Genomic DNA, 25,606 nt, shown 5'->3' on the forward strand with positions numbered 1-25,606 from the left:
TCAAGCAGCCTTACCGATCAGCCGCTCAACCACCCCCGGCAGATCGGCGAAATCGTTCAAAAGCGCCTCAGGTTCCAGCGCGGCCACATCTGTGCCGCCGGGGCCAAAGGTGACCAGCACACAAGGCACACCTGCCGCGCGCGCAGTCTTCCGGTCGGTTTCGGTATCCCCAATCAGAACACATTGCGCCGGGTCCCCGCCCGCGCGCCGCGCGGTTTCAAACAGGTGTTCCGGGTCAGGTTTGCGCACCGCCAGCGTATCGGCGCCAAGCATCGCACCAAATGCATCGCGGACGCCAAGCCGCGTGAGCAGAAGTTCCGCCAAGGCTTCGGGCTTGTTGGTGCAGATCGCAACGCGGTAGCCTGCCGCCTTTAGCGCAGCGACGGCCTCCATCGCACCGGGATACATGATCGTATGGGTGTCAATGTCGCGACCATACGCCTCAAGGAGCATCGGATAGTAGCGATCAATCGTCGCCGCATCATCGGCACGGCCAAGTTTCTGCATCCCCAGCGTCAGCATCGCGCGCCCGCCACGCAGCGCGGTCCCTGCATCTTCGGCATGGACCAGCACATCGCCCTCGCCCATGTCGCGGAAACAGGCATTGGCAGCGGCGATCAGATCGCCCGAGGTATCGGCTAAAGTGCCGTCGAGATCGAAAACGACTGTCTTCATCGGATACTCCTAGGGCGGAACCCCGCCTCTTTAATTGTCATCGTGTTGCAGACCGCAATCTAGTTTGATGGGTGGTGGCCTTGCGCCTTTGTGCGAAGCGCGTAAAGAGAATGCAAGCTGAAGGACAAAGAGATTTACATGGATACTGCACTGATCATCCTCGCCGCAGGCAAGGGGACACGGATGAACTCGGACCTGCCAAAGGTTCTGCACCGGGTCGCCTCTGCCCCGATGCTGGAACACGCCATGGCCGCTGGTGCCATGCTGGCGCCGCGCCATACGGTTGTCGTCGCGGGCCACGGGGCGGATCAGGTGCGTGCTGCGGCCACTCTATTTGATGAGGATGCGCAGGTGGTCGAACAGACCGAACAACTGGGCACGGCCCATGCTGTGGCACAGGCCCGCCCGGCGCTGGAAGGTTTTGATGGCATGGCGTTGGTGCTCTATGGCGACACGCCCTTCGTGCAACCCGAGACGCTGGAAAAGATGCAAGAAGCGCTGGCCACCCATGATGTGGTCGTTCTGGGCTTCGAGGCCGCTGATCCGGCCCGCTATGGCCGTCTGGTGATGCAGGGCGACGCGCTGGAGCGTATCGTCGAGTTCAAAGACGCCTCCCCCGAGGAACGCGCCATCACCCTGTGCAACTCCGGCGTGGTGGCTTGCAAGTCAGACCTGCTGTTCGATCTGATCGACAAGGTCGGCAACGAAAACGCCTCAGAAGAATACTACCTTACGGACATCATCGGCCTTGCCCGTGCCGAGGGCCGCAGCGCTACTGTGGTGACCTGCGCTGAGGCCGAGACGATGGGCGTGAACTCCCGTGCCGATCTCGCCCGCGCCGAGGCTGCGTTCCAATCCCGCGCCCGCGCGCTGCTGATGGAAGACGGCGTGACCCTGATCGCGCCCGAGACTGTTTTCCTCGCCCGCGACACCTATATTGGTCGCGATACGGTGGTTGAGCCCAACGTGGTCTTCGGCCCAAACGTTACCGTTGAATCCGGCACTACGATCCGTGCCTTTTCGCATCTTGAAGGCTGCCATGTCTCGCGCGGCGGCGTGGTCGGGCCTTACGCCCGCCTGCGGCCTGGGGCCGAACTCGCCGAAGACGTGCGGATTGGCAATTTCGTGGAGGTGAAGAACGCGCAGATCGCCGAAGGGGCCAAGGTTAACCATCTGAGCTACATCGGCGACGCGACCATAGGCGCGCGCAGCAATATCGGCGCGGGCACGATTACCTGCAACTATGATGGCGTAATGAAACACCATACAACCATCGGTGCCGGAGCTTTCATCGGCTCCAACACCATGCTGGTCGCGCCGGTAACCATCGGGGACGGTGCAATGACGGGCTCGGGCTCGGTCATCACATCCGACGTAGAGCCGGAAGCACTGGCACTGTCACGCGCGCCACAGGTCGAAAAACCCGGCATGGCGCGTAAAATGTTCGAAATTCTAAAGGCCAAAAAGGCAAAAATGCAGAGGGGCAGCTAAAAATGTGTGGAATTGTAGGGGTGCTCGGCAACCACGAAGCTGCGCCGATCCTCGTTGAATCGCTTAAACGTCTTGAATACCGCGGCTATGACAGCGCCGGTATCGCCACCTTAAACGAAGGCAAACTCGACCGTCGTCGGGCCTTGGGCAAGCTGGTGAACCTTTCTGATGCGCTGGTGCATGACCCGCTGGCGGGCAAGTCTGGTATCGGCCACACCCGTTGGGCCACCCATGGCGCGCCCAGCGTGAACAATGCGCACCCGCATCAAGCCGGACCGGTCGCCGTGGTACACAACGGGATCATCGAAAACTTCCGTGAACTGCGGGCCGAATTGGCCGAGCATGGCGTGCAGTCTGTCACAGAGACCGATACCGAAACTGTTGCCCTGCTGACCCAGCACCACATGGCCCAGGGCGCAGCCCCCATTGAGGCGGCCAAGCAAACCCTCGCGCGACTTGAGGGCGCTTTTGCGTTGGCTTTTCTTTTCGATGGGCACGAAGACCTCCTCATCGCCGCGCGCAAAGGCTCGCCCTTGGCCATCGGCTATGGTGAGGGCGAGATGTATGTCGGCAGCGACGCCATCGCGCTGGCCCCGTTGACCAACCGCATCGCCTATCTCGAAGAGGGCGATTGCGCTGTGATCACCCGCACCTCTGTCGAAATCACTGATCGGAACGGCGCGCTGGCCAACCGCGCGATCAAGACTGTGCAGATCGACAGTACCCGCATCGACAAAGCCGGGCACAAACACTTCATGTCGAAGGAAATCGCCGAGCAACCCGGCGTGATTGGTGCGGCTATCGGCCACTATCTAACGCCCGAAGGCCAGATCAATATCAGCACGCAGGATATTGATTTTACGCAGTTTGACCGGATCGTCATGGTGGCTTGCGGCACCGCTTCCTATGCCTGCCTTACCGCCAAATACTGGTTTGAACAGATCGCCCGCCTCCCGGTCGAAGTGGATGTGGCCTCTGAATTTCGCTACCGCGAACCGCCGATCTCGCCGCGCACGCTGGCGGTGTTTGTGAGCCAGTCAGGCGAAACCGCCGATACACTGGCCGCGCTGCGCTATTGCGAGGGCAAAGCGGCGCGGATCCTATCGGTCGTTAACGTGCCCGAAAGCTCGATCGCCCGCGAAAGCGATCTGGCCCTGCCGATCCATGCTGGTGTCGAAGTCGGCGTAGCCTCGACCAAGGCCTTCACCTGCCAATTGGTCGTGCTTTTCGCCCTCGTCCTCAAGGCCGCGCGTGACCGTGAGACGATCACGGCTGAAGCCTTCGCAGATCACATCTCAAGCCTGCGAGGGTTGCCCGCGATCATCAGCACCGCGCTGGAGCAGAACGACACGATGCAAGAGGCTGCGCTCAAGCTGTCTCATGCCCGCGACGTATTGTTCTTGGGTCGGGGGCAGATGTATCCGCTCGCTCTCGAAGGCGCACTTAAACTAAAAGAAATCAGCTATATACACGCCGAAGCTTATGCTTCTGGGGAGCTGAAGCACGGCCCTATCGCATTGGTCGATGAACATGTGCCCGTGGTGGTCATGGCCCCGCGCGATGCGCTTTTCGACAAAACTGTAAGCAACATGCAAGAAGTCATGGCGCGCAAAGGCAAGGTAATCCTGATCTCGGATTCCAAAGGTCAGGCCGAAGCCAATGATGGCGTTTGGTTCAGCATCGAAATGCCACCCGTTCCCGATGCCCTCGCCCCCATCCTCTATGCGATCCCGGCGCAGTTGCTGGCCTATCACACCGCTGTTGCCAAAGGCACGGATGTGGATCAGCCACGCAACCTTGCAAAGTCGGTGACGGTAGAATGATGGTTGAAACCGCTCTTGAAGAGCTTGAAGCACTGGCCAACCCGGCCCGTGCAGAAGAGATGCGCGCCTATCACAAAGCTGACCGCCGCTATCTTGGCCTGACCAACCCGCAAATCGCGGATCTTGCACAGGCTTGGCGCGAGGCGCTCGATGTTGAGGGGCGCGTCGCACTGGCCGACGGGTTGTGGCAGTTCGATATCTTTGAGGCGCGGGTCGCGGCGGCCAAATTACTGACCCAAGCGCGGCTACGGCCCGACGATCAAGCCGCATGGTCACTGATTGCCAGTTGGACCGCGGATTTCGACAGTTGGGCAATTGCCGATCATGCCAGTATGGCGGCGCAGAAACGCCTAATGGCCGATCCGACACGTTTGGACGAACTGGAAGACTGGGTCGCCTCTGATCACCTTTGGACGCGGCGCGCGGTGCTGGTTTCGACCCTGCCATGGACCAAGCAGAACAATCCCAGGCCCGAGGAACTCGAAGCCCGCGACCGCATTCTTGGTTGGGCGGCGACGATGGTTCCGGATCACCGGCAGTTCATCCAAAAGGCAATCGGCGCGTGGCTGCGTGACCTGTCCAAACATGACCCCGACCGCACGCGCACCTTTATCGCGGCCCATGGAGAGGCGATGAAACCTGTGGCGGCAAAAGAAGCCCTGCGCCTGCTGAAAAAGTCCGACGGCGCAGGCTAAAAGCCCATAAGCGTTTAACTTTCGGCCGACACTTCGACCGTGGTGAGATCAGTCAAAGACGCACCGATCAACCGCAATGCGGGCAGCGACATGCGGCTGCCCGCAGTTGCAGGCCCGTCCAGCGGGATCAACGTCACCGAGGCTGATTTGCCGGTGGTGGGATTGGTCACCCGGCCGGGCTGCTCGGATTTTACGAGGGGGGTTTTCAACCACAACCCAGGTTCCGTTGCGCTGCCGAGACTGGCCACAGTCGTTCCCAATGTAGCGCCTGTACTGGCTGGGGCGCGGGTGGCCGCTTCGCGTTCTGCCGCGGTTGTCGTATCCAGCGCCTCGGCACTGGCGCCTGAGGTCGCGATCGGAGAGGCGGCAGGCGCAGGGGCCGCGACCTCTGCTTGGGCGTCAACCGATGCCTCCGCTGATGCGGCAGCTGCGGGTGCCTGCTCTGGTTGGGCAGTTTCCATCCCAAAGCGTTCAGCCAGATTGCTGCAGCCCGCAGTGGCGGCTACGATGAAAAGCGGGAGAATAATACGTGTCATGCTGCAAGACTATCTCTGCCCCGCGCCCTTATCAATCGCCCAAATGCCGCTTGCCCCGCACTGGGCGGAGCATTACCTATGACACATGACAGCACCCCTTATTGACCCATTCATGCGCGCGATCACCTATCTTCGCGTCTCCGTCACCGACCGCTGCGATTTTCGCTGCGTCTACTGCATGTCGGAAAACATGACCTTTTTGCCTAAAAAGGAATTGCTGACGCTGGAAGAATTGGACCGGCTGTGCAGCAACTTCGTCAACTTGGGCGTGGAGAAACTGCGCATCACGGGTGGTGAGCCTTTGGTGCGCCGGGGGATCATGACCTTCTTTGAGGGGATGAAACGGCACCTCGACAGCGGCGCGTTGAAAGAATTGACGCTGACCACCAATGGCAGCCAGCTGGAACGTTTTGCCGATGACCTTTACGCCGCTGGTGTGCGCCGGGTGAATGTCTCGCTCGACACGTTGGATGAGCAGAAGTTCGCGGATATCACTCGCTGGGGTCGCCTGCCGCAGGTGCTGCGCGGGATTGATGCCGCGCAGCGTGCAGGGCTGAAGATCAAGATCAACGCCGTGGCGCTTAAGGGCTTCAACGAGCCCGAGCTGCCGCGCATCACCGAATGGTGCGCTGAGCGTAGCATTGATCTGACGTGGATCGAAGTCATGCCGATGGGCGATCTGGGCAACGAGGACCGCTTTGGTCAGTTCTGGTCCCTCAAGGACGTGCGGGCCCGCTACGCGGAGCATTACACCGTCACCGATCTGGCCGAGCGTACCGGCGGCCCCGCCCGCTATGTGCGGCTGGAAGAGACCGGTCAGAAGATCGGTTTCATCACCCCGCTAAGCCATAATTTCTGCGAAAGCTGCAACCGGGTGCGGGTCACTTGCACGGGTGAGATTTTCATGTGTCTCGGTCAAGAAGACGTGGCCGATCTACGCGCACCGCTGCGCGAGCACCCCGATACGGATGTCCCACTGCAAGAAGCGATCCGCGCGGCAATTGACCGCAAGCCGAAGGGGCATGATTTCGACTACTCCCGCCAGCGCGTCGACGGTCAAATGCCGCGCCACATGAGCCATACGGGCGGCTGAGCCCCATGGTCACGCCGCTTCTTTACCGGGTATGGGTCGCGGCAAGCGCTGTGATGCTGCCTGTTGCTGGGCGCCAGTCCATGGCCAAACTGCGCCGAGCTGAAGTTGACCCGCAACGCGCCCGCGAAAAGCTCGGCCACGCCAGCCAACCGCGCCCCGCAGGCCAGCTGATCTGGTTTCACGCCGCCTCAGTTGGGGAAAGCCTATCGGTGCTGGCGCTGATTGACCGGATGGGCCACGCGCTGCCCCAAGCGCATTTTCTGATCACCTCAGGAACCGCGACCTCGGCCCGGCTGCTGGCGAGCCGTCTGCCGCCCCGTACGCAGCATCAATTCGCGCCGCTCGACGCCCCTGGCCCGCTGAAGCGGTTTTTGAACCACTGGCGCCCGGATGCAGCACTTTTCGTCGAAAGCGAACTCTGGCCTCAAATGCTGCGGCGCACCCATGCACGCGGCACGGCGATGGCGCTGATCAACGCGCGGCTCTCGCAACGCTCGATTGAACGGTGGCAAAAGCAGCCCGCGCTGGCGGGGTTCCTGTTCGGCGTCTTTGATCTGATCTTGACCCAGAATGACGCGATGGCGCGGGCAATGGGTACAATCAATGCCCCCGCTGATCGCGTCGCGGCGGGGATAAACCTCAAATCAATGGCTGGCCCCTTGCCGCAGGAGGATGAAACCATCGCAGAGGCCCGCAAGGCCTTGGGCACCCGCCCGGTTTGGATCGCTTCTTCTACCCACCCGGGCGAAGAGAAATCCGTTTTGGAGGCACATCGGCAGTTGCTCACACGCTTCCCCGATCTCTGCCTCATCCTTGTCCCCCGCCACCCGGAACGCGGTGACGAAGTGGCCGGTCTCATCGCCAGTGTTGGTCTGACCCATGGCCGCCGAACGCGGGGCGACATGCCGGAAGAACAGGTCTATCTGGCCGATACTCTGGGGGAATTGGGCACGTGGTACGCTCTGTCGAACATCGTCTTTCTGGGAGGCTCACTGCACCCTATCGGGGGGCATAACCCATATGAGGTCGCACAGGCCGGCGCGATGGTACTGTCTGGCACCCATGTCACCAACTTTGCCGAAACCTATGCCGAGATGGAGACCGCAGGCGCGGCGCGGCTGGTCGCGGGCACGCAGGATTTGGCGGATCGGGTTGCGGATTTGCTCAGCAACGACATCGCCCGCGCCAATGGTGGGGCCTCGGCCAAATCCTATGCCGCGGCGCAAGCTGACAAGCTCGACAGTATCGCCGAGCGGCTGATCACGGCGCTCCGTCTACGTGAGAGAGGCCCGGATGCCTGAGCTTTACGTCACCAATTACAACCGCAACTTCACCGGGGTTTCCGCCACTGCGGCCAATGTGATCCGGCAACAGATCACACGCCACGAGATGGCGCTGGTGGGCCAGCCCCTGCCCGGCTGCCCGACCCCGCTGACCCGCGCGGCGGCTGCGCGGATCACCCGCAATCACCCGCCCGCAGATCATCCCTTTGCCATCTGGCACGTGCGCCGCAATACTGAGATGCGCAGCGCACTCTGGCTGCGGGATGTGCGCCGCGCCAATATCAAAATCGTCTTCACCTCGGCTGCGCAGCGCTTGCATTCGACCTATCCCCGTTGGCTGATTCGGCAGATGGACGCGGTGATTGCGACGACCGAACGCGCGGCGGAATTCGTCCCCCATGTCCGCGCCGTGGTGCCGCATGGTGTGGACACCGATGTCTTCTCGCCCGCCACGAACCGGGCGAACGCTTGGGAGCAGCTGGGCTTTGGCGGCACCCATGGCATTGCCACCGTGGGGCGCATTCGGCCCGAGAAAGGCACTGACCTTTTTGTAGAGGCGATGCTGCGCCTGTTGCCTGAACTCCCCCGCGCGGTGGCGCTGGTCATTGGCCGTGCGGGCGGCAAGCATGATGCGTTTCTGACCAAGCTCAAGGCACAGGTCGAAGCCGCAGGGCTGGCCGACCGCTTGCTCTTTGTCGGGGAATATCCGGCCGCCGACCTGCCGAAACTGATGCGCGCGCTGTCACTCGTTGTGCAACTGCCGCGCTACGAGGGCTATGGGATGGTCCCGCTTGAAGCGCTGGCCTCTGGCGTGCCTTTCGTGGGCAGCGACGCGGGCTATTACGGGGCATTCTCAAACGCGGGCCGCGTGGGCAAAGTGGTACCACTGGGCGCTGCGGAAGCTGCGGCCCATGCCGCGTTGTCTATACTTGAGCGGGATGACCAAGCCGCCCTCTCAGAGGCCGCGCGCCACTGGGCAGAACAGCGCTTTAGCGCGCGGGCCGAGGCAGACGGGATCGAAACGGTTTACCGCGCGCTTTGGGAACGCGGCTGACCCCCCAAACGAAAACGCCCCCCCCCCCCCCCGAGGGAGGCGCGCAATCTCTTCATGGGGTATGAAATTAAGCCGCTGGCATCCGCTGCTCGACGATCCCCGCCCACCAGCTACACCCAGCCGGAATAGCCTCATCGTTGAAGTTATATTCCGGGTGGTGCACCGCTGCGGTATCGCCATTGCCCACCAAAATATACGCGCCGGGACGCTCTTCGAGCATGAAGGCAAAATCTTCGCCGCCCATGACCAGCGGCGCCTCAACACAATCACCCGAGACGGAGCGCGCCACATCGGCTGCGAACTCGGTCTGCTCGTCGTGGTTCACCATGACCGGATAGCCCCGGTGATAGGTCACATCGGCCTTGCCACCAAAGGTTGCTGCGATGCCGTTGCAGATTTCATTGATGCGTTTTTCAGCAAGGCTGCGCACATCTGCCGACATTGTCCGCACGGTGCCTTTCATCTGCACCCGCTGCGGGATCACGTTGAACGCTTTGGAGGATGTCTCAAATGCGGTGACCGAGACAACGATCTGCTCAACCGGGTCGGCATTGCGCGCGGCGATGGTCTGCAACGCCAGAACGGCCTGTGCTGCCATGACTGTGGTATCAATCGTCTCATGCGGTTTGGCGGCATGGCCCCCACGGCCTTCGAAGGTGATGTCGAACTGATCGGTCGCGGCAAAGAATGCTCCGGGGCGGATGCCGAAAGAGCCGGTGGGCATGCCCGGCCAATTGTGCATGCCGTAAACTTCCTGAATGCCCCAACGGTCCATCATGCCGTCTTCGCACATTTCGCGCCCCCCGCCGCCGCCTTCTTCGGCGGGCTGGAAGATCACAACGACGGTGCCGTCGAAGTTCCGGGTCTCCGCTAGATATTGCGCGGCTCCCAGCAGCATGGCGGTGTGGCCGTCGTGGCCGCAGGCATGCATCGCGTCGGGGGTTTTCGAGGCATAGTCGAGGCCCGTCTGCTCATTGATCGGCAGCGCGTCCATGTCAGCGCGCAGGCCGACCACCTTGCCCGAGGCGGTAGAACTGCCCTTGATCACACCGACAACACCGGTACGGCCAATGCCTTCGACGACTTCGTCACAGCCAAAGGCGCGCAGTTTCTCAGCGACGATGCCTGAGGTGCGGTGCGTTTCAAACAGGATCTCTGGGTTCTCATGCAGGTCGCGGCGCCATGCGGTGATGTCGTCATGCAGTTCGGCAAATCGGTTCTTAACGGCCATTTGGGAAGTATCCTCCGGTTGGGTTTGAGCGCCGCGTTTCATGCATGCGCATTTATCTGCCACATGCTTACGCCCTTGCCAGCCGGTCCTCAACCACCTGCGCGAACCACGAGCAGCCCGCCGGGATCGCAGCATCGTCAAAGTCATATTCTGGGTGGTGCACCGTCGCCCCGTCGCCGTTTCCGATCATAATATAGGCACCCGGTCGCGCATTGAGCATGTAGGAAAAATCCTCCCCCGCCATGATGGGCGGTGTGTCGCGGTCGGTGCCGGGGGTGATCTGGTCGGCGGCCTCAGCAGCAAAGCGGGTGTGCTCGGCGTGGTTGCGGGTGACGGGATAGCCGCGCTGGTAGTCGATCTCGGCACGGCACTGATGTGCCTCGGCGGTCAGGCGGGTGATGTCGTGCAATCGCTTCTCGGCCAAGTCCCGCACATCAGGGTCCAACGTGCGCACTGTGCCGCGCAAGAGCACCTGATGCGGCAGCACATTATGGCTGTCGGTGTCGCTGCGCAGGGTGCAGACCGAGACGACGACCTGTTTCAGTGGGTCAGTGTTGCGGCTGGCGATAGATTGCAGGGCTATCAACACATGGGCGGCGGCGAGGTTGGTGTCGATCGCCTCATGCGGGGCAGCCGCATGGCCGCCCTGCCCGGTGAGTGTGATGGTAAACTCATCCGCTGCCGCCAAGAGCGCCCCTTCGCGGATTGCAAAATGCCCCGTCGGATGGCCGGGCATATTGTGCATGCCGTAAACTTCATCAATGCCCCAACGGTCCATCAGCCCTTCCTGCACCATGACTTCGCCGCCACCGCCGCCTTCTTCGGCGGGTTGAAAGATTAGCACGACACGCCCATCGAAATTGCGTGTTTCGGCCAGATACTGCGCGGCGCCGAGCAGCATCGCGGTGTGACCGTCATGGCCGCAGGCATGCATCTTGCCGGGGGTTTTGGAGGCATAGGGCAGCCCCGTCGCTTCCATAATCGGGAGCGCATCCATGTCAGCGCGCAGCCCGATGGTGCGGCCAGAGGTGTTGCTCTGCCCCTCAATCACCGCCACCACGCCCGTTTGGGCAATCCCGGTGGTGATGTCGGTGATGCCGAAGCTACGCAGCTTCTCTTCGACGAATTTCGAGGTTTCGGGCAGATCGAACATCAGTTCTGGATGCTCATGCAGGTGGCGCCGCCAAGCGGTGATCTCGGCGTGGGTTTCGGCGAAACGGTTCTTGATCGGCATGGGCTATCCTTTAATAAAATCGGGTCAGATCGCCGGGCCGGGGCGGATGGGACTGCCATCACTGAAACGATCGGCGCGGAACCTGCTCAGATCATGCCCCGGCGCATTTCCCATGACCAGAGCTGCCAGCACCCGGCCCATACCCGGCCCTATACCAAAACCATGACCAGACATGCCGGTGCCAATGGTCAGGCCCGGAATTTGCGCACAATGATCCACCACCGGCACGATATCGGGCATTGTGTCGATCATCCCGGCCCATGAAGTGCGCGCCGTGATGGGCGGCAGATCAGGATAAAGGGCAGCGAACTGTTTCAGCACTTTGCGCAGGCGTCGGTGATCGGGCGCGGGATCAAGAATGCGCATCGCCTCAAAGGGGCTAAGGCTGTCAGCGGCCCAACGGCGGGGGGTGGTCCAAGCGTCGGGAAACCCCTTTGGTGCCGATGCGCGGAGCCGCTGGCCAAACGGGTTGTCGCGCAGTTGCGGCAGGTAATGGCGGAAGGCGCGGAAGGCATCGGGGCCGATGTACAGGTCCGGAGCCGCCCCCGGCGCGAGCGAATAGCCCCCATCGGCACGGCGGCGGAAGGCAAGACCAGCCTCGGCCACGGCACCGGCGTGAACTTCGGGCAGCACATTGGTTGCCACGACGGATTCGCGCACCGAAAGTTGAGGCAGGCTGACGCCATGCGCACGTAGAAACAGCGCCGACCATGCTCCACCCGCCAGCACGACCGCGGCAGTGCGGATTGCGCCCGCTTCGGTCACCACCCCCGCGATGCGGCCAGCGGCAAGGTCGAGCTTGCGCACGGCGCAGTTCTCGATAATTCGCACGCCCTCTTTGACGGCCAAGGCGGCCAGCGCGGGCACCGCCACCCAAGGTTCGGCCCGCATGTCCGAGGGGGTGATCAGTCCCCCGGCATAGGTCTTGCTCAGTCCCGGAAAGGCAACAGCAACCTCGCCTGCGTCCATCAGGCGGCTGTCGATGCCGTTCGCAGCCGCATGGGTCAGCCAATCGGCATATCCCTGCATCTTGCCGTCCGAGTCTGCCAGATAGGTAACCCCGGTCTGCTTCAGCCCAATGTCGCGGTCCAATTGTGGGGCCAGTTCGCGCCAGAGTTTTGCCGCCTCGACCATGATAGGCAGTTCCGCCGGATCCCGCCCTTGCTGGCGAATCCAGCCCCAGTTGCGGCTGGACTGTTCGGCAGCGATGCGCCCCTTCTCCAATAGCGTGACCTGTTTACCTGCCCGCACCAGAAACAGCGCCGTGCAAACGCCGATCACCCCGCCGCCAATCACCACGACCTCGCTCTCGCGCGGCGGGGTGCGGGGATAGCTGGCAGGGCTTGAAAGGGTGATGGGGAAAGTAGACATGGCGCGGCCCTTTAGCAAAGGCCGCGTGAGCAGCATCAGGCGGCCGGAAAAATTTGCAGATCGTCTTACCGGGTCGCGGGGGCTGTCGGCCCCCGCCCCCGGCTTAGCCTTGTAGACGGGTCAACAATTTGCGCATGAAGTTATGACCTGCCTCAAATTGCGCCACCTCGATATATTCATTCGGCTGATGCGCCTGCACAATATCGCCGGGGCCGCAGATCACGGCGGAATAGCCTGCCTCCTGAAACTGCCCGGCCTCGGTGCCATAGCTCACCTTATGGCTCGCATTATCCCCAGTGATCTGGCGCACGATCTGCTCAGCCTCGCCGTCTTTCTCGGGCTGAAGCGCCGGCACGTCAAACCGGGTCGAAGTCTCGATATAGGTCTCCGGCACGATGGCCTGCATCTGCTTTTCGACCTCGCGCACCTTTTTGAGGTAGGCGGTGCCCCATTTGTCTTTGTCTTCGCCCGGCACCACGCGGAAATCCATCGCGAACTTGCAGTCTTTCGCGGTGATGTTGTGCGCCGTGCCGCCTTCGATCACGCCGACATGGGCGGTGGTGAAGGGCGGGTCGAACATCGCGGCCGTATCGGTCGGTTTGGCGGCCATATTGTCGCTGTTCACATCATTGGCCCATTCGATCAGCTTGGCCCCCGCCATGATTGCGTTGACGCCGGTGTGCAGCAGCGAGGAATGGACCTCAAACCCCACCAGATGCGTGTTGAAACCGATGCCGCCCTTATGGCCGGTCACGGCCTGCATGGTCGATGGCTCGCCCACGATAACGGCAGAGCCTTTCGGCACCACGCCCTGCATCGCTTGGATCATCGGCGGGGCGCCGGTGCAGCCGATCTCTTCGTCGAAGCTGAGCGCGATCTGTAGCGGGCGCTTCACTTCTGCATAATGCGCCTCAACCAGCGTCCAGATCGCAAGCGCATCGAACCCCTTCATGTCACAAGTGCCGCGTCCGTAATAGCGGCCATCGCGTTCGGTCACGGTGAAAGGATCACTTTCCCAAGGCTGGCCATCAATCGGCACCACATCGGTATGCCCCGAAAGCACGACAGCCCCCTCTTCCCACGGGCCCGCATGAGCAAAGAGCGCGTGTTTGGGTTGGTCGGGGTCGATGTAGCGGTGGCTGTCGATGCCGTGCGAAGCGAGATACTCGGCCACCCAGTCGATCAGCGGGATATTGGTGTCCCGCGACACGGTGGGAAAGCTGATGAGCTTGGTCATCAACTCAAGCGGGGTCAGGCGTTCGGTCATGGGTGTTCTTTCAATAGCCGCTGTCGGTGATAAGCACATGATGGCCCGGTTCCACCTCTTTATAGATCGAAGGCTCGGGCACATAGGAGGCAGGGTGGATCGGCGATGGGATGGGCTTGAAGTTCAAATCCTTCTCGGACTTGCGCCGCCGTGGGTCGGCGATCGGCACCGCTTTCATCAACGCTTGAGTATAGGGGTGCTGCGGGTTTTCAAACACCCGCTGGCGCGAGCCTAGCTCAACAATGCGGCCCAGATACATAACGCCGACATAGTGGCTTACCCGCTCCACCACCGCCATGTCGTGGCTGATGAAGAGGAAGGACAACTCCATCTCGGCCTGAAGCTCCATCATCAGGTTCAGCACCTGCGCTTGCACCGACACGTCGAGGGCCGAGACCGCCTCATCCGCGATGATCAGCTTGGGGTTCAACGCAAGCGCACGGGCGATGGCGACACGTTGGCGCTGGCCGCCCGAAAGCTCATGTGGGAAGCGGCGCATGAAGCTGCGCGGCAGTTCGACCCTGTCAAAGAGCATCTCAACGCGTTTGGTCACCTCGGCCCCTTTCAGGGTGGCGAAGTTGTGGATCGGTTCGGCCACCTGATCCGACAGCTGCATCTGCGGGTTGAGCGAGGCAAAGGGGTCTTGAAAGATCATCTGCATATCAAGCCGCGCGGTGCGTAGCGCGGATTGGTCCAGCGACATGATGTCGACGCCGTCGAGGTTCACCTCACCCGACATCGGTTCCACCAGCCGCAAGATCGACCGGCCCGCTGTGGATTTACCGCAACCGGATTCGCCCACAAGGCTCAGCGTCTGGCCCTTGTTGATGGTAAAGGACAGGTCTTCGACGGCGTGAACATTGGCCACGGTGCGGCGCAGGAAGCCGCCCTGCACTGGGAAACGCGTGGTCAGGTTCTTGACCGACAAGAGCACCTCTTCGCGTCCTTTGATCGGCAAGATTTCCTTGTCTTCCGACCCCAGCAGCTTCATCGGCTCTGGGTAGGGCTTGCCTGTCATCTCGCCCAGTTTTGGGACGGCGGCCAGCAGCGCCTTGGTATAGGGGTGCTTGGGGTTCTCGAAAATCTCTTCGACGGTGCCCTCTTCGACCTTCTTGCCGCGGAACATGACGACGACGCGGTCGGCCATCTGTGCCACCACGGCCATGTCGTGGGTGATGAACATCACCGCTGTGCCGGTCTCACGCTTCAAGCGGTCCATGAGTGCCAGGATTTCAGCCTGAATCGTCACATCAAGCGCTGTGGTCGGCTCGTCCGCGATCAGCAAGCGTGGCTCACAGGCCAGCGCCATGGCGATGACAACACGCTGGCGCATACCGCCCGACAGCTCATGCGGGTACTGCTTCAGCCGCCGCTCTGGTTCGGGGATGCGGACCTGTTTCATCAGTTCCAGCGCGCGGGCCTCGGCCTCTTTACGCGACATTTTCAGATGCAGGCGCAGGCCTTCGGTCATCTGCTTGCCGATGGTGAACACGGGGTTCAGCGCGGTCATCGGCTCTTGGAAGATCATGCCGATCTCATTGCCGCGAATCTTGCGCATGAGGCTGCCGCTGCTGGCCGCCAGATCAAGCTGGCCTTTTTCGCCGCGGTCAAAAAGGAGGCGACCGCCTGAAATTTCACCGCCGCCATATTCCACCAGCCGCATCAGCGACAGCGAAGACACCGATTTGCCCGACCCTGATTCTCCGACCACGCAAACCGTTTCGCCGGGGTTGATGTCAAAACTTACGTCTTCGACTCCCACCACCGGGCCATCTTTGGTTTGAAATTCGACGCGGAGGCCCTGAATTTGGGCGATTGGCGCCCCGCTTGTGTGATCCAGCATCTGTTTCCCTGATGTTTTTATTGGCGCAGATTTACCTGACGCTACGGCGAATGGGAGGAGGCTGTCAAACCTGACGCGTGGACGTTGAGCTTTGTCATAAATGCGCCATGTCCGCCCTTGCAATTTTCGGGAAACCTGTTTCGATACGGCCTATGCGGTTCGGAAAGAGCACTTCGATCACAGGTTGAATATTACTTGTTTTGTTATGTTTAGCTGGTGAAGTTCATGTTCTTTCTAAATCGACAACAAAAAGGCGGGGCTAATCCCGTCCACTAAAAGCGGCACGCCCACGTGTCCAACATGGAGTAAGATATGAAATTGAAGACCCTATTGATGGGGGCCGTCGCATCGACTGCGTTTGCCCCTATGGCCTTTGCCGAAGCCCATGAGGGCGAGCGCGGCCGCGACGGTGAAGTCAAAATCATCTATTGGCAGGCACCGTCGATCCTGAACCCCTATCTGTCCTCGGGCACCAAAGACGTTGAAGCCTCCTCGTTGGTGCTTGAACCGCTTGGCCGCTATGATGAAACCGGCGCGCTGGTGCCTTATCTGGCAACCGAAATTCCGACGCTGGAAAACGGCGGCGTGAGCGAAGACCTCACGACCATCACATGGAAGTTGAAAGACGGGCTCGTCTGGTCTGATGGTTCCCCGGTTACCGCCAATGACGTCAAGTTCACTGCGGACTACTGCATGAATCCCGAAGGCGGCTGCGCGCAGTTGGCAAAGTTTGAAGGCGTGTCCTCGGTCGAAGTCGTTGATGATCAGACGATCAAGGTCACCTTCTCTGAGCCGATGCCGAACCCCTATGGCCCCTTCATGGGCGGGCAATCCCCAATCATTCAAGCGGCACAGTTTGCTGATTGTACCGGCGCCAAAGCGCCCGAGTGCACCGAAGCCAACTTTAACCCCATCGGCACCGGCCCCTTCACCGTCACCGAATTCCGGCCCAATGACGTGATCACCATGGCCGCCAACGAAAACTTCCGCGATGCGGGTAAGCCTGCTTTTGCAACGCTGACCTTTAAAGGTGGCGGTGATGCGACTGCCGCTGGTCGTGCCGTCATGGAAACAGGCGAATTCGACTACGCGTGGAACCTGCAGCTGGCCCCCGATGTCATCGCCAAGATGGCCGAAGGCGGCAAAGGCGAGCCCATGTCAGCGTTCGGTACGTTGGTTGAGCGTCTCGAGCTGAACATGACAGACGCCTCGCCCGACCTGCCAGAAGGTGAGCGCGCCACAGCCAAACACCCGCACCCGATCCTGAGCGATGAAAAAGTGCGCCGCGCGCTTTCCATGGCGATTGACCGCGAACTGCTGGTTGAAGTCGGCTACGGCCAAGCGGGTCGCGCAACCTGCAACATGGTGCCCGCACCAGAGCTTTATGCATCCGACAACACCGACTGTCTGACCCAAGACATCGAAGGCGCCAAGGCGCTTTTGGACGAAGCGGGCTGGACCGACAGCGATGGCGACGGTGTGCGGGACAAGGACGGCAAAAAGCTGGCCCTGCTCTACCAGACCTCGACCAACGCCGTGCGTCAGGATTTCCAAGCGCTGATCAAAGATTGGTGGAGCCAGATCGGTGTTGAAACCGAACTGCGCAACATCGACTCTTCGGTCTTCTTTGGGGGTGATCCCGGTTCGACCGACACGTTCCAGCGTTTCTATGCAGACGTTGAAATGTACGCCAACAACTTCGATGGCACAGACCCGCAAAGCTACCTCGCTCAGCGGACCTGCGCCAAATTCCCAAGCCCGGAATCGCAGTGGCAGGGTGAGAACATCAACCGCTTCTGTAACGAAGAGTATGACGCGATGGTGGCCGAACTAGGCCGCACCGGCGAAATGGAAAAGCGCGGCGAGCTGGCCAAAAAGCTGAACGACATGCTGACCAAAGACAGCTACTCGATCCTGCCGCTGGTTGACCGTGGTCGCGTTTCGGCTGCTGCCAACACCCTCGGTGGCGTCGTGCTGAACACATGGGACTCCGAGTTGTGGAATGTCGCAGATTGGTACCGCAAGGCAGAATAACATAGGACGGAGGCGTGTCATAAAGCGCCTCCCTCCACCGACCTTCGGGGGTGTGCGCCATCCGCACGCCCCCTTTCGCCCCCACCCCCTCACAGACTGACTTACAAAGGCGACGCCCATGTTGACCTTCACCATCCGACGACTGTTTTTGTCGATCCCGACGCTTTTGTTTATCAGCCTGGTGATTTTCCTGCTGCTACAACTCGCCCCCGGCGACCCGATGGCCCAAGTGCCCCTCACGGTCCCGCCTGAGGTGAAAGAGAAGATGCGCGAGGCGCTTGGCCTTGGGCAACCGATCTATATCCAATATTGGAAATGGCTGGTTCAGGTCTTCTGGATCGAACCGCAGGTTTTCATCGACTACCTCACGAACCGTTCTGCCCTGTTTAGCTGGCTGCCCGACACCAACCTGTCTGACGGCAAGCTGCGCGTGATCTCTTGGCAGACCCGTTCGCCGGTGATGGATATCGTAATCCAGCGAATGCCGCAGACCCTTTGGGTCGTGGGGCTGGCCTATATCGTCGGCATCGTCATCGCCATTCCGATCGGCATCTACTCGGCCTACCGGCACTACTCGGTCTTCGACCAAGCCGGTACTTTCATCACCATGATCGGCTTTTCGATCCCGCCGTTCTTTACCGGGCCGCTGTTGATCGTGATCTTTTCGGTCTATCTGGGTTGGCTACCGTCAATCTATGACACGACCCATGTGGTGACTGACTGGGCCAGCTTTAAGGTGCAATTCATGCAGATGATCATGCCTGTCATGGTGCTGGCGCTGCAAACCACGGCGCAAATCAGCCGTTATATGCGTGGCGCGATGCTCGACAACCTGAACCAAGACTACGTCCGCACCGCCCGCGCCAAGGGGCTCAAGGAAAGCGTTGTCGTCATGGTGCATGTATTGCGCAACTCGATGATCCCGGTGGTCACCATCATCGCGCTTGGCATGCCTGCCATCTTTGGCGGGGCAATCATCACCGAGAACGTCTTCAAGGTGAATGGCATCGGCCAGCTGCTGCTGACCGCGCTGCGCGCCAATGACCTGCCGATGGTCATGACCCTGACCTTCATCTTTGCTGTGTTGATCGTTCTATTCAACCTGATCGCAGATATCCTGTACGGCCTGCTTGACCCGAGGATCCGTTATGACTGAGCAACCCATCCCCGCCAGCCCAATCGAAGCCGATCTGGAGTTTATGAAAGCCCTGCAGGACAAGGGCCCGCAGAAACCACCGCGTAGCCAGTGGCGCGATGTTTGGGACCAGTTCCGCAAGCACAAGGGCGCGCTCTTTGGCGGCTCGTTCCTGATCTTCATCACGCTGGCGGTAATCTTTGGCCCCTATATCTGGGACATCGACGCCAAGAAGCTGGACATCCGCAATAAGGACTGGCGGCCGATCTATACGCTGCTGTGGGACAGTGAGGCCAAGGCGGGCTGGATCCATCCTTTTGGGACCGACCAGCTGGGCCGCGATATCCTCGCGCAAATGCTATTCGGCGGGCGCGTGTCGATGGCCGTGGGCTGGATGGCGATGGCGCTGGCGCTGCTGATCGGCACCGCGGTCGGTGTGCTTTCGGGCTTTTTCAAGCGGATGGACTTCTGGCTCATGCGTTTTACCGACCTGATCCTCAGCCTACCGATCTTGCCGTTGGTGCTGCTGGCGGTGACACTCTTTGGCCAACCGCTGCGCTCGCAGTTCGGGCCTGAAGGCGGGATGTTTATCCTGATCGTCTCGGTCATCAGCCTGACCTCTTGGATGCAGACCGCGCGAATCGTGCGGGGTGATATCCTCGCGCTGAAAGAGCGTGAGTTCATCCTCGCCGCCCGCTCCATCGGCACCACACCGGGCAAGATCATCCGCCGTCACCTGCTGCCCAACGTCGTGTCGCCGATCATGGTTTCGGCCACGCTTGGCCTCGCCACGGCGATTATCACCGAAAGCGCGCTGAGCTTTCTTGGCGTCGGCTTCCCGTCTGACTTCCCAACATGGGGCAAGCAACTGGCCGATGCAGTGGACCGGATGCAAGAGTTCCCCGAGCGGGTGATGCTGCCGGGAATCGCGATCTCGCTAACCGTGTTGGCGGTGAACTACCTTGGTGACGGGCTGCGCGACGCACTTGATCCGCGCATCCGCGGCCGCTGAGTAGAAATAAGGACCGACCGGCCCCCGTCCATCGCGACGGGGGCCGGTTGTTTCGCGCACCCTGCTATGGGGTGAACAGCGTCGCCTATTTCCTCATCAAAACAGAATTTATTTCACTGACGCAGCGGACCTCGTCACCAGCTTTCACTTGATTGTGCCCTCCAGCCGCTCCAAATGGGAAATAATTCCGTTTTCGAGGGTTTTTGCGATGTTTGAGTCTTTCGGCTTTGAAGAGACGACAGCGAAAGAGGCGTCCGTTCTGCTGGCGGCGCTGATCGGGCTGGCGTTTGGCGTGTTGGCACAGCGCACGCGCTTTTGCTTCCGTCGCAGCCTTGTCGGCGAAGAACGCCGCCAAGCGCTTGGCATCTGGCTGACGGCACTCGCACTGGCGGTGGTGGGCACGCAGGCTGCCGTGGTTGCCGGTTGGATCAATTTCGACGCGCACCGCTTTATGGCCTCTGACGTGCCACTGTTGGCGATTGCTGTCGGCGGGCTGCTCTTTGGTGCGGGTATGGTGCTGACACGCGGTTGCATCTCTCGCCTTACGGTACTGACAGGCGGTGGTAACCTGCGCGCGGCGCTGGTGGTGCTGGTCTTCGCTGTGGTGGCCCACGCCACGCTCAAGGGCGTGCTGGCCCCGCTGCGCGTGGCGCTCGGCTCGGTGACCGTCGATATGGGCGAGAGCGTGAGCCTTGCCACCCTGCCCGGCGGCGCACTGATCTGGGGCGGCATGATTGCCGTGGCGGCGCTGGCCTATGCGCTGCGTTCGGGCAACCGTCCGGGGCAACTGTTGATGGCCGCGCTGATTGGCCTTTTGGTCCCAGCCGCTTGGATCGGCACCGGGTTTATCCTGCTTGATGAGTTCGACCCAATCGCGATGGAGAGCCTGAGCTTCACCTCCCCCTCTGCAGATACGCTATTTTGGACTATCGCCAGCAGTTCGATCCCCGCAGGTTTCGGGACCGGGCTTTTGGGCGGCGTTTTTATCGGCGCGCTCATCGCTAGCCTGATCGCACGAGAGTTCCAGTGGCAGAGCTTTGACGCGCCGCGCCAAACGGGCCGCTACCTGACCGGCGCTGCGATGATGGGCGTAGGCGGTGTACTGGCCGGTGGCTGCACGCTGGGCGCGGGCCTTTCGGGTGTCCCCACCCTGTCGGTTGCGGCCATCGAGGCCATTTTGATGATCGCACTGGGCGCGCTCGCCATGCAGGCGCTGCTCAGCCGATCTTCCGGCGCAGACGCCGCAGGGTCCACCACACGCCAAGTACAACCGGCAGAGTGACAACGGCGGTCAGCAGCCCCTTGCTGACCCCCAAAGGCTCTGCCAGCGGGTAGAGCAGATAGCCCATCAGTGACACCGCATAGTAGCTGATTGCCACCACTGACAGCCCTTCGACCGTATGTTGCAGACGCAATTGCAGATCAGCGCGGCGGTCCATGCTGGCAAGGATCGCTTGGTTCTGGGCCGAGCGTTCCACGTCCACCCGCGTGCGCAAAAGATCAGCGGCACGCAGGGCGCGGGCAGCGATGGTTTGCAATCGCGTCTCTGTCGACTTTACCGTGCGCATGGCGGGGGCATAGCGGCGCATCATGAACTCGCCAAACCCCTGCCGCCCCATGAAGCGCGCCTCGCGCAGGGCTGAGATGCGTTCATAGACAATAGCCTCATACGCACCCGTTGCGGCAAAGCGATAGGCCGTCTCGGCAGTCAGCGCCTCCAGCGCCACCGATACATCCAAAAGCGCGTGTAGCGTCTCCTCTGCCGCTGTCCCGGCCCCGCTGCGCATGGCCCCCATCAAGGTAGTCAGTTGCGCATCTAGATCATTGAGCGCCGCTGCCATGTTGCGGGCTTGCATAAAGCCCAGCATCGACATGGCCTTATAGGTCTCGATCTCGCATAGCCGCTGTACAATCCGCCCGATACGCCGCTCACCGGTTGAGGCATCGGTAAATAGCGCCAGCCGGAGATGCCCCGCAGGATCAATCCGAAAATCGCTGGCCACCACCGCGGCCCCTTCCAACACCTCGGCCACGGCGAGGCTTTCGGGCACGAACCAGTCACGCAAGTGATCTGCGATCTCCTCGTCCACTGCGGGTTTCGGCAGAACAGTCAGCAGCGCAGATGTGATCCGTTCGCCTTGTATCTCTGACAGCCAGTCTTCGGGAAAGGCATTGAAATCCGAAGCGGCAAATGGCGCAGACCGGCCAGCGTGGGCGATAACCGTATAAGTCACGAATTCGGTATGCTGCTCCCATTTCAGGGTGAAGCGACCCATCTCCCCGTAGTAATGCGTCGCCTCCGCATCCGCGCGCGGCGCGCCGTAATGGGACAACAGCGCGTTCAACTCCGCTTGCGCCACGGCACCCGGCGCAAGCTTCACCGCCAAAAAGGCAACCCGCGAAGGCGCGACAAGCTGCGGAAAAGGGCGCGCGTGCATCTCGCCTGTGAGCGCAAGTCGCTGGGGGTGGTCTTTGATCGGGGCCATGTGGGATTCCGCTGCTTTAGGCTGCATATTCCAGTAAGAATAGCGTTAAAATCTACGCTGAACAGCAAATAATCATTAATTTTCAGCATGTTGCAGTGTACCGAAGTATACCGCCCTTAAAAAGGCAAACGCCCCACCGTTTCCAGCAGGGCGTTAAAGGAATGTGGCGCGGGAATTTTTTGAAAATTCCCGGTCGTTTTCTTTAAAAGAAAACGATCAGTCGATCAGCGGCAGCAGCTTATCAAGGCTGGCTTTCGCATCACCGTAGAACATCCGCGTGTTTTCCTTGAAGAACAACGGATTCTCGATCCCCGAATAGCCCGTGCCCTGCCCCCGCTTGGAGACAAAGACCGTCTTGGCCTTCCAGCATTCCAGCACCGGCATACCGGCGATGGGGCTGTTGGGATCGTCCTGTGCCGCTGGGTTCACGATGTCGTTGGAGCCGATAACAATCGCCACGTCGGTGTTGGGGAAATCGTCGTTGATCTCGTCCATCTCCATAACGATGTCGTAAGGCACCTTGGCCTCGGCCAAGAGCACGTTCATGTGACCGGGCAGGCGACCCGCCACCGGGTGGATGGCGAAACGAACGTTCTTGCCCTTGGCCCGCAGCTTTTTGACCAGTTCGCTGACCGCGCCTTGTGCCTGTGCCACCGCCATGCCGTAACCGGGAATGATGATGACGCTGTCGGCCTCGTTAAGGGCCTGAGCGACACCATCCGCCTCAATCGCTACCTGCTCACCCTCGACCTCCATCGCCGGGCCAGATGTCCCGCCAAAGCCGCCGAGGATCACGCTGACGAACGAACGGTTCATCGCCTTACACATGATGTAGCTCAGGATCGCACCCGAGGAGCCGACCAGCGCGCCAACCACGATCAACAGATCATTGCCAAGCGAGAAGCCAATCGCCGCCGCGGCCCAGCCGGAATAGCTGTTGAGCATCGACACAACCACCGGCATGTCCGCACCACCGATGCCCATGATCAGGTGATACCCGATGAACAGGGCCGCCAATGTCAGCACGAAGAGCGGGAAGAAGCCCCCGGTGTTGAAGTACCAGATCAGGCAGATGACAGAAATCGCAGCGGCAGCAGCGTTCAGCATATGACCGCCGGGCAGTTTGGTTGCAGCAGAACTAACGCGCCCCGCCAGCTTGCCATAGGCGATGACCGAGCCGGTAAAGGTCACGGCACCGATGAAGATACCGAGCACCAGCTCAACCCGCAGGATCGCGATCTCAACGCTGTCTTTCTTGGCCAGCAGTGCTGCGAAACCTTCAGTAGACGCGCGCGCCACCTCGTCCATCGCCATTACGTTTCCCAGTTCGATATGGGCGTTGTAGCCGACGAAGACCGCCGCCAGACCAACGAGGCTGTGCATCGCTGCGACCAGTTCGGGCATCTGCGTCATCTGCACACGGGTGGCCAGTTGATAGCCGATGGCCCCACCTGCCGCGATCAGGATCAGCGAGAGGAGCCAGAACCCCGCCCCCGGCCCGATCAGTGTGGCGATAACCGCCAGCGCCATGCCTGCGATGCCGTACCAAACGGCGCGTTTCGCGCTTTCCTGACCTGACAAGCCGCCAAGCGACAGGATGAAGAGAACCGCTGCAACCACATAGGCTGCTGTCGTAAATCCATAGTCCATTATGCGTGCTCCTTCAGGATTTCTGGAACATGGCGAGCATGCGCCGTGTCACGAGGAAGCCGCCGAAGATGTTGATCCCACACATGAAGACCGACAAAGCAGCAAGAATAATCACCAGCGCCGAGTTCGAGCCGATCTGCATCAGCGCGCCCAGAATGATGATCGAGGAGATCGCGTTAGTCACCGCCATCAGCGGCGTGTGCAGGCTGTGCGCCACGCCCCAGATCACTTGGAAACCGACAAAGACCGCCAGAACGAAAACGATAAAGTGCTGCATGAAGCTGGCAGGCGCCACAAGGCCCACACCCAACAACACTGCCGCACCCACGGCCAAGAGCGTGACTTGGTTCTTGGTCTGCGCTTTGAAAGCCGCCAATTCGTCAGCACGCTTCTCTTCGGGGGTCTTTTCCTTGACCTTTTCCTTCTTCGGCGCTGCCGCGATGGCCGCAACCTTGGGCGGAGGTGGTGGGAAAGTGACTGCCTTTTCATGCGTGATGGTGGCGCCCCGAATTACGTCATCTTCCATGTTGTGGTTGATAACGCCGTCTTTTTCGGGGGTCAGATCGGTCAGCAGGTGGCGGATGTTGGTGGAATACAGGGTCGAGGCCTGCGTCGCCATGCGGCTGGGGAAATCGGTATAGCCGATGATCGTGACGCCGTTGTCGGTGACAACCTTCTCGTTCATCTTCGTGAGCTTACAGTTGCCGCCCTTTTCCGCTGCGAGGTCAATGATAACCGAGCCGGGCTTCATCGCCTTGACCATGTCCTCGGTCCAAAGCTCCGGCGCTTCGCGGTTGGGGATCAACGCCGTTGTGATAACGATGTCGACATCTGGCGCCAGCTCCCGGAACTTGGCCAGCTGTGCTTCGCGGAATTCGGGTGAGGAAACAGAGGCATAGCCGCCAGACGCCGAGCCGTCGGCCTGCTCTTCTTCGAAGTCGAGATAGACAAACTCCGCCCCCATCGACTCGACCTGTTCGGCCACTTCGGGGCGCACGTCAAAGGCCAGTGTGATCGCACCCAGCGAGGTCGATGTGCCGATCGCGGCAAGACCGGCCACACCTGCACCGACGACCAGAACCTTCGCCGGGGGCACCTTGCCCGCCGCCGTGATCTGCCCGGTAAAGAAACGGCCAAAGTTGTTGCCTGCCTCGATCACCGCACGGTAACCCGCGATGTTCGCCATTGACGAAAGCGCGTCCATCTTCTGGGCACGGCTGATGCGCGGCACCATATCCATCGCCATGACGGTTGCGCCCTGTTCGGCGGCGGCTTCCATCAGCTCGGTGTTACCGGCGGGATTGAACATGGAAATGAGCGTTTGGCTCGCGCGCAGACGCTTGACCTCGGCCTCGGACGGCGGGCGCACCTTAGCGACCACATCGGCGGCCTTCCAGAGGGCTGCGGCGGTTTTCGCCACTTCGACGCCTGCGGCTTCATAGGCGGCGTCGTCAAATCCTGCGGCAGCGCCAGCGCCTGTTTCAATAATACATGTATGTCCGAGTTTCTGCAGCTGCAGCGCGCTTTCCGGCGTCATCGCGACCCGGTTTTCGCCCTCAAATACTTCTTTTGGTGTCCCGACCTTCAAACCAAGAGTCCCCCTTTGCTGGCCTGCCACGCCGCCATGGCGCAACTTTGTTAGTCAGAGCGATAGCGCGCGCGCAGCAATAGTACAAGCAAACCAACACGTGAA

20 protein-coding genes are annotated in these 25,606 nt (G+C 60.9%); 10 read left to right on the forward strand and 10 right to left on the reverse strand.

The genetic code is table 11. From position 1 onward, the window contains the following. Positions 1-675, reverse strand: a complete 675-nt coding sequence (locus WNY61_RS04935; protein ID WP_342850339.1) for an HAD-IA family hydrolase — start codon at positions 673-675, stop codon at positions 1-3. Between the two features lie 138 nt (positions 676-813). Between WNY61_RS04935 and glmU the strand changes: the two genes are divergently transcribed. The 3 genes from glmU to WNY61_RS04950 are packed head-to-tail and all read left to right on the forward strand — an operon-like array spanning position 814 to position 4,684. Beyond that, complete coding sequence (gene glmU, locus WNY61_RS04940) at positions 814-2,166, forward strand: bifunctional UDP-N-acetylglucosamine diphosphorylase/glucosamine-1-phosphate N-acetyltransferase GlmU (protein WP_342850340.1); 1,353 nt, start codon at positions 814-816, stop codon at positions 2,164-2,166. Positions 2,167-2,168: 2 nt separating this feature from the next. Then, a complete protein-coding gene (gene glmS, locus WNY61_RS04945) occupies positions 2,169-3,989 on the forward strand; it encodes a glutamine--fructose-6-phosphate transaminase (isomerizing) (protein ID WP_342850341.1) in 1,821 nt (606 codons plus the stop codon). Next, positions 3,986-4,684 (forward strand): DNA alkylation repair protein, encoded by a 699-nt coding sequence (locus WNY61_RS04950; protein WP_342850343.1) that lies wholly within the window; start codon positions 3,986-3,988, stop codon positions 4,682-4,684. Before glmS ends, WNY61_RS04950 begins: the two co-directional genes overlap by 4 nt. A 14-nt stretch (positions 4,685-4,698) precedes the next feature. On the opposite strand, the gene WNY61_RS04955 is transcribed toward WNY61_RS04950, so the two are convergent. Continuing rightward, positions 4,699-5,220, reverse strand: a complete 522-nt coding sequence (locus tag WNY61_RS04955; protein ID WP_342850344.1) for a hypothetical protein — start codon at positions 5,218-5,220, stop codon at positions 4,699-4,701. An 85-nt stretch (positions 5,221-5,305) separates the two neighbouring features. Here WNY61_RS04955 and moaA point away from each other — a divergent pair, with 85 nt between their 5' ends. From moaA to WNY61_RS04970, 3 genes are read left to right on the forward strand one after another with little or no spacing between them, the layout of a single operon-like run. Continuing rightward, positions 5,306-6,313, forward strand: coding sequence for a GTP 3',8-cyclase MoaA (gene moaA, locus WNY61_RS04960; RefSeq protein WP_342850345.1), 1,008 nt, complete (start codon positions 5,306-5,308; stop codon positions 6,311-6,313). A gap of 5 nt (positions 6,314-6,318) precedes the next feature. Next, complete coding sequence (locus tag WNY61_RS04965) at positions 6,319-7,614, forward strand: 3-deoxy-D-manno-octulosonic acid transferase (RefSeq protein ID WP_342850346.1); 1,296 nt, start codon at positions 6,319-6,321, stop codon at positions 7,612-7,614. Next, complete coding sequence (locus WNY61_RS04970; protein ID WP_342850347.1) at positions 7,607-8,650, forward strand: glycosyltransferase family 4 protein; 1,044 nt, start codon at positions 7,607-7,609, stop codon at positions 8,648-8,650. Before WNY61_RS04965 ends, WNY61_RS04970 begins: the two co-directional genes overlap by 8 nt. A gap of 67 nt (positions 8,651-8,717) precedes the next feature. Here WNY61_RS04970 and WNY61_RS04975 read toward each other — a convergent pair whose 3' ends face one another. From WNY61_RS04975 to WNY61_RS04995, 5 genes are all read right to left on the reverse strand, one after another. Further along, positions 8,718-9,881 (reverse strand): M20 aminoacylase family protein, encoded by a 1,164-nt coding sequence (locus WNY61_RS04975; RefSeq protein WP_342850348.1) that lies wholly within the window; start codon positions 9,879-9,881, stop codon positions 8,718-8,720. Positions 9,882-9,948: 67 nt separating this feature from the next. Then, positions 9,949-11,115: a M20 aminoacylase family protein gene (locus WNY61_RS04980; RefSeq protein ID WP_342850349.1), complete on the reverse strand. Its 1,167-nt coding sequence runs from the start codon at positions 11,113-11,115 to the stop codon at positions 9,949-9,951. A gap of 24 nt (positions 11,116-11,139) precedes the next feature. After that, positions 11,140-12,486 (reverse strand): FAD-binding oxidoreductase, encoded by a 1,347-nt coding sequence (locus WNY61_RS04985; protein ID WP_342850350.1) that lies wholly within the window; start codon positions 12,484-12,486, stop codon positions 11,140-11,142. Positions 12,487-12,589: 103 nt separating this feature from the next. Further along, complete coding sequence (gene argE / locus WNY61_RS04990; RefSeq protein ID WP_342850351.1) at positions 12,590-13,753, reverse strand: acetylornithine deacetylase; 1,164 nt, start codon at positions 13,751-13,753, stop codon at positions 12,590-12,592. A gap of 10 nt (positions 13,754-13,763) precedes the next feature. Further along, positions 13,764-15,596, reverse strand: coding sequence for an ABC transporter ATP-binding protein (locus WNY61_RS04995; RefSeq protein WP_342850353.1), 1,833 nt, complete (start codon positions 15,594-15,596; stop codon positions 13,764-13,766). A 312-nt stretch (positions 15,597-15,908) separates the two neighbouring features. On the opposite strand from WNY61_RS04995, the gene WNY61_RS05000 reads away from it, so the two are divergent. The 4 genes from WNY61_RS05000 to WNY61_RS05015 all read left to right on the forward strand — a co-directional run bounded on the left by WNY61_RS05000 (position 15,909) and on the right by WNY61_RS05015 (position 21,059). Then, positions 15,909-17,630: a peptide ABC transporter substrate-binding protein gene (locus tag WNY61_RS05000; RefSeq protein ID WP_342850354.1), complete on the forward strand. Its 1,722-nt coding sequence runs from the start codon at positions 15,909-15,911 to the stop codon at positions 17,628-17,630. A 118-nt stretch (positions 17,631-17,748) separates the two neighbouring features. Next, positions 17,749-18,786: an ABC transporter permease gene (locus WNY61_RS05005; protein WP_342850355.1), complete on the forward strand. Its 1,038-nt coding sequence runs from the start codon at positions 17,749-17,751 to the stop codon at positions 18,784-18,786. Continuing rightward, entirely contained in the window at positions 18,779-19,777 is a 999-nt protein-coding gene (locus tag WNY61_RS05010; protein ID WP_342850356.1) for an ABC transporter permease, read from the forward strand. The genes WNY61_RS05005 and WNY61_RS05010 overlap by 8 nt, the downstream gene beginning before the upstream one ends. A 208-nt stretch (positions 19,778-19,985) precedes the next feature. Beyond that, a complete protein-coding gene (locus WNY61_RS05015; protein WP_342850357.1) occupies positions 19,986-21,059 on the forward strand; it encodes a YeeE/YedE family protein in 1,074 nt (357 codons plus the stop codon). On the opposite strand, the gene WNY61_RS05020 is transcribed toward WNY61_RS05015, so the two are convergent. From WNY61_RS05020 to WNY61_RS05030, 3 genes are all read right to left on the reverse strand, one after another. Continuing rightward, the gene (locus WNY61_RS05020) at positions 20,995-22,263 is read right to left on the reverse strand and encodes a DUF3422 domain-containing protein (RefSeq protein ID WP_342850358.1); all 1,269 of its coding nucleotides are present in this window, start codon (positions 22,261-22,263) and stop codon (positions 20,995-20,997) included. The genes WNY61_RS05015 and WNY61_RS05020 overlap by 65 nt on opposite strands. 216 nt (positions 22,264-22,479) lie before the next feature. After that, complete coding sequence (locus WNY61_RS05025; protein WP_342850359.1) at positions 22,480-23,913, reverse strand: NAD(P)(+) transhydrogenase (Re/Si-specific) subunit beta; 1,434 nt, start codon at positions 23,911-23,913, stop codon at positions 22,480-22,482. A 13-nt stretch (positions 23,914-23,926) separates the two neighbouring features. Next, positions 23,927-25,501 carry a Re/Si-specific NAD(P)(+) transhydrogenase subunit alpha gene (locus WNY61_RS05030; protein ID WP_342850360.1) on the reverse strand — a complete coding sequence of 525 codons (1,575 nt, stop codon included), beginning with the start codon at positions 25,499-25,501 and terminating at the stop codon, positions 23,927-23,929. Positions 25,502-25,606 lie beyond the last annotated feature (105 nt).

Origin of the sequence: Sulfitobacter sp. AS92, assembly GCF_038900015.1 — a bacterium.
Taxonomy (GTDB): domain Bacteria; phylum Pseudomonadota; class Alphaproteobacteria; order Rhodobacterales; family Rhodobacteraceae; genus Sulfitobacter.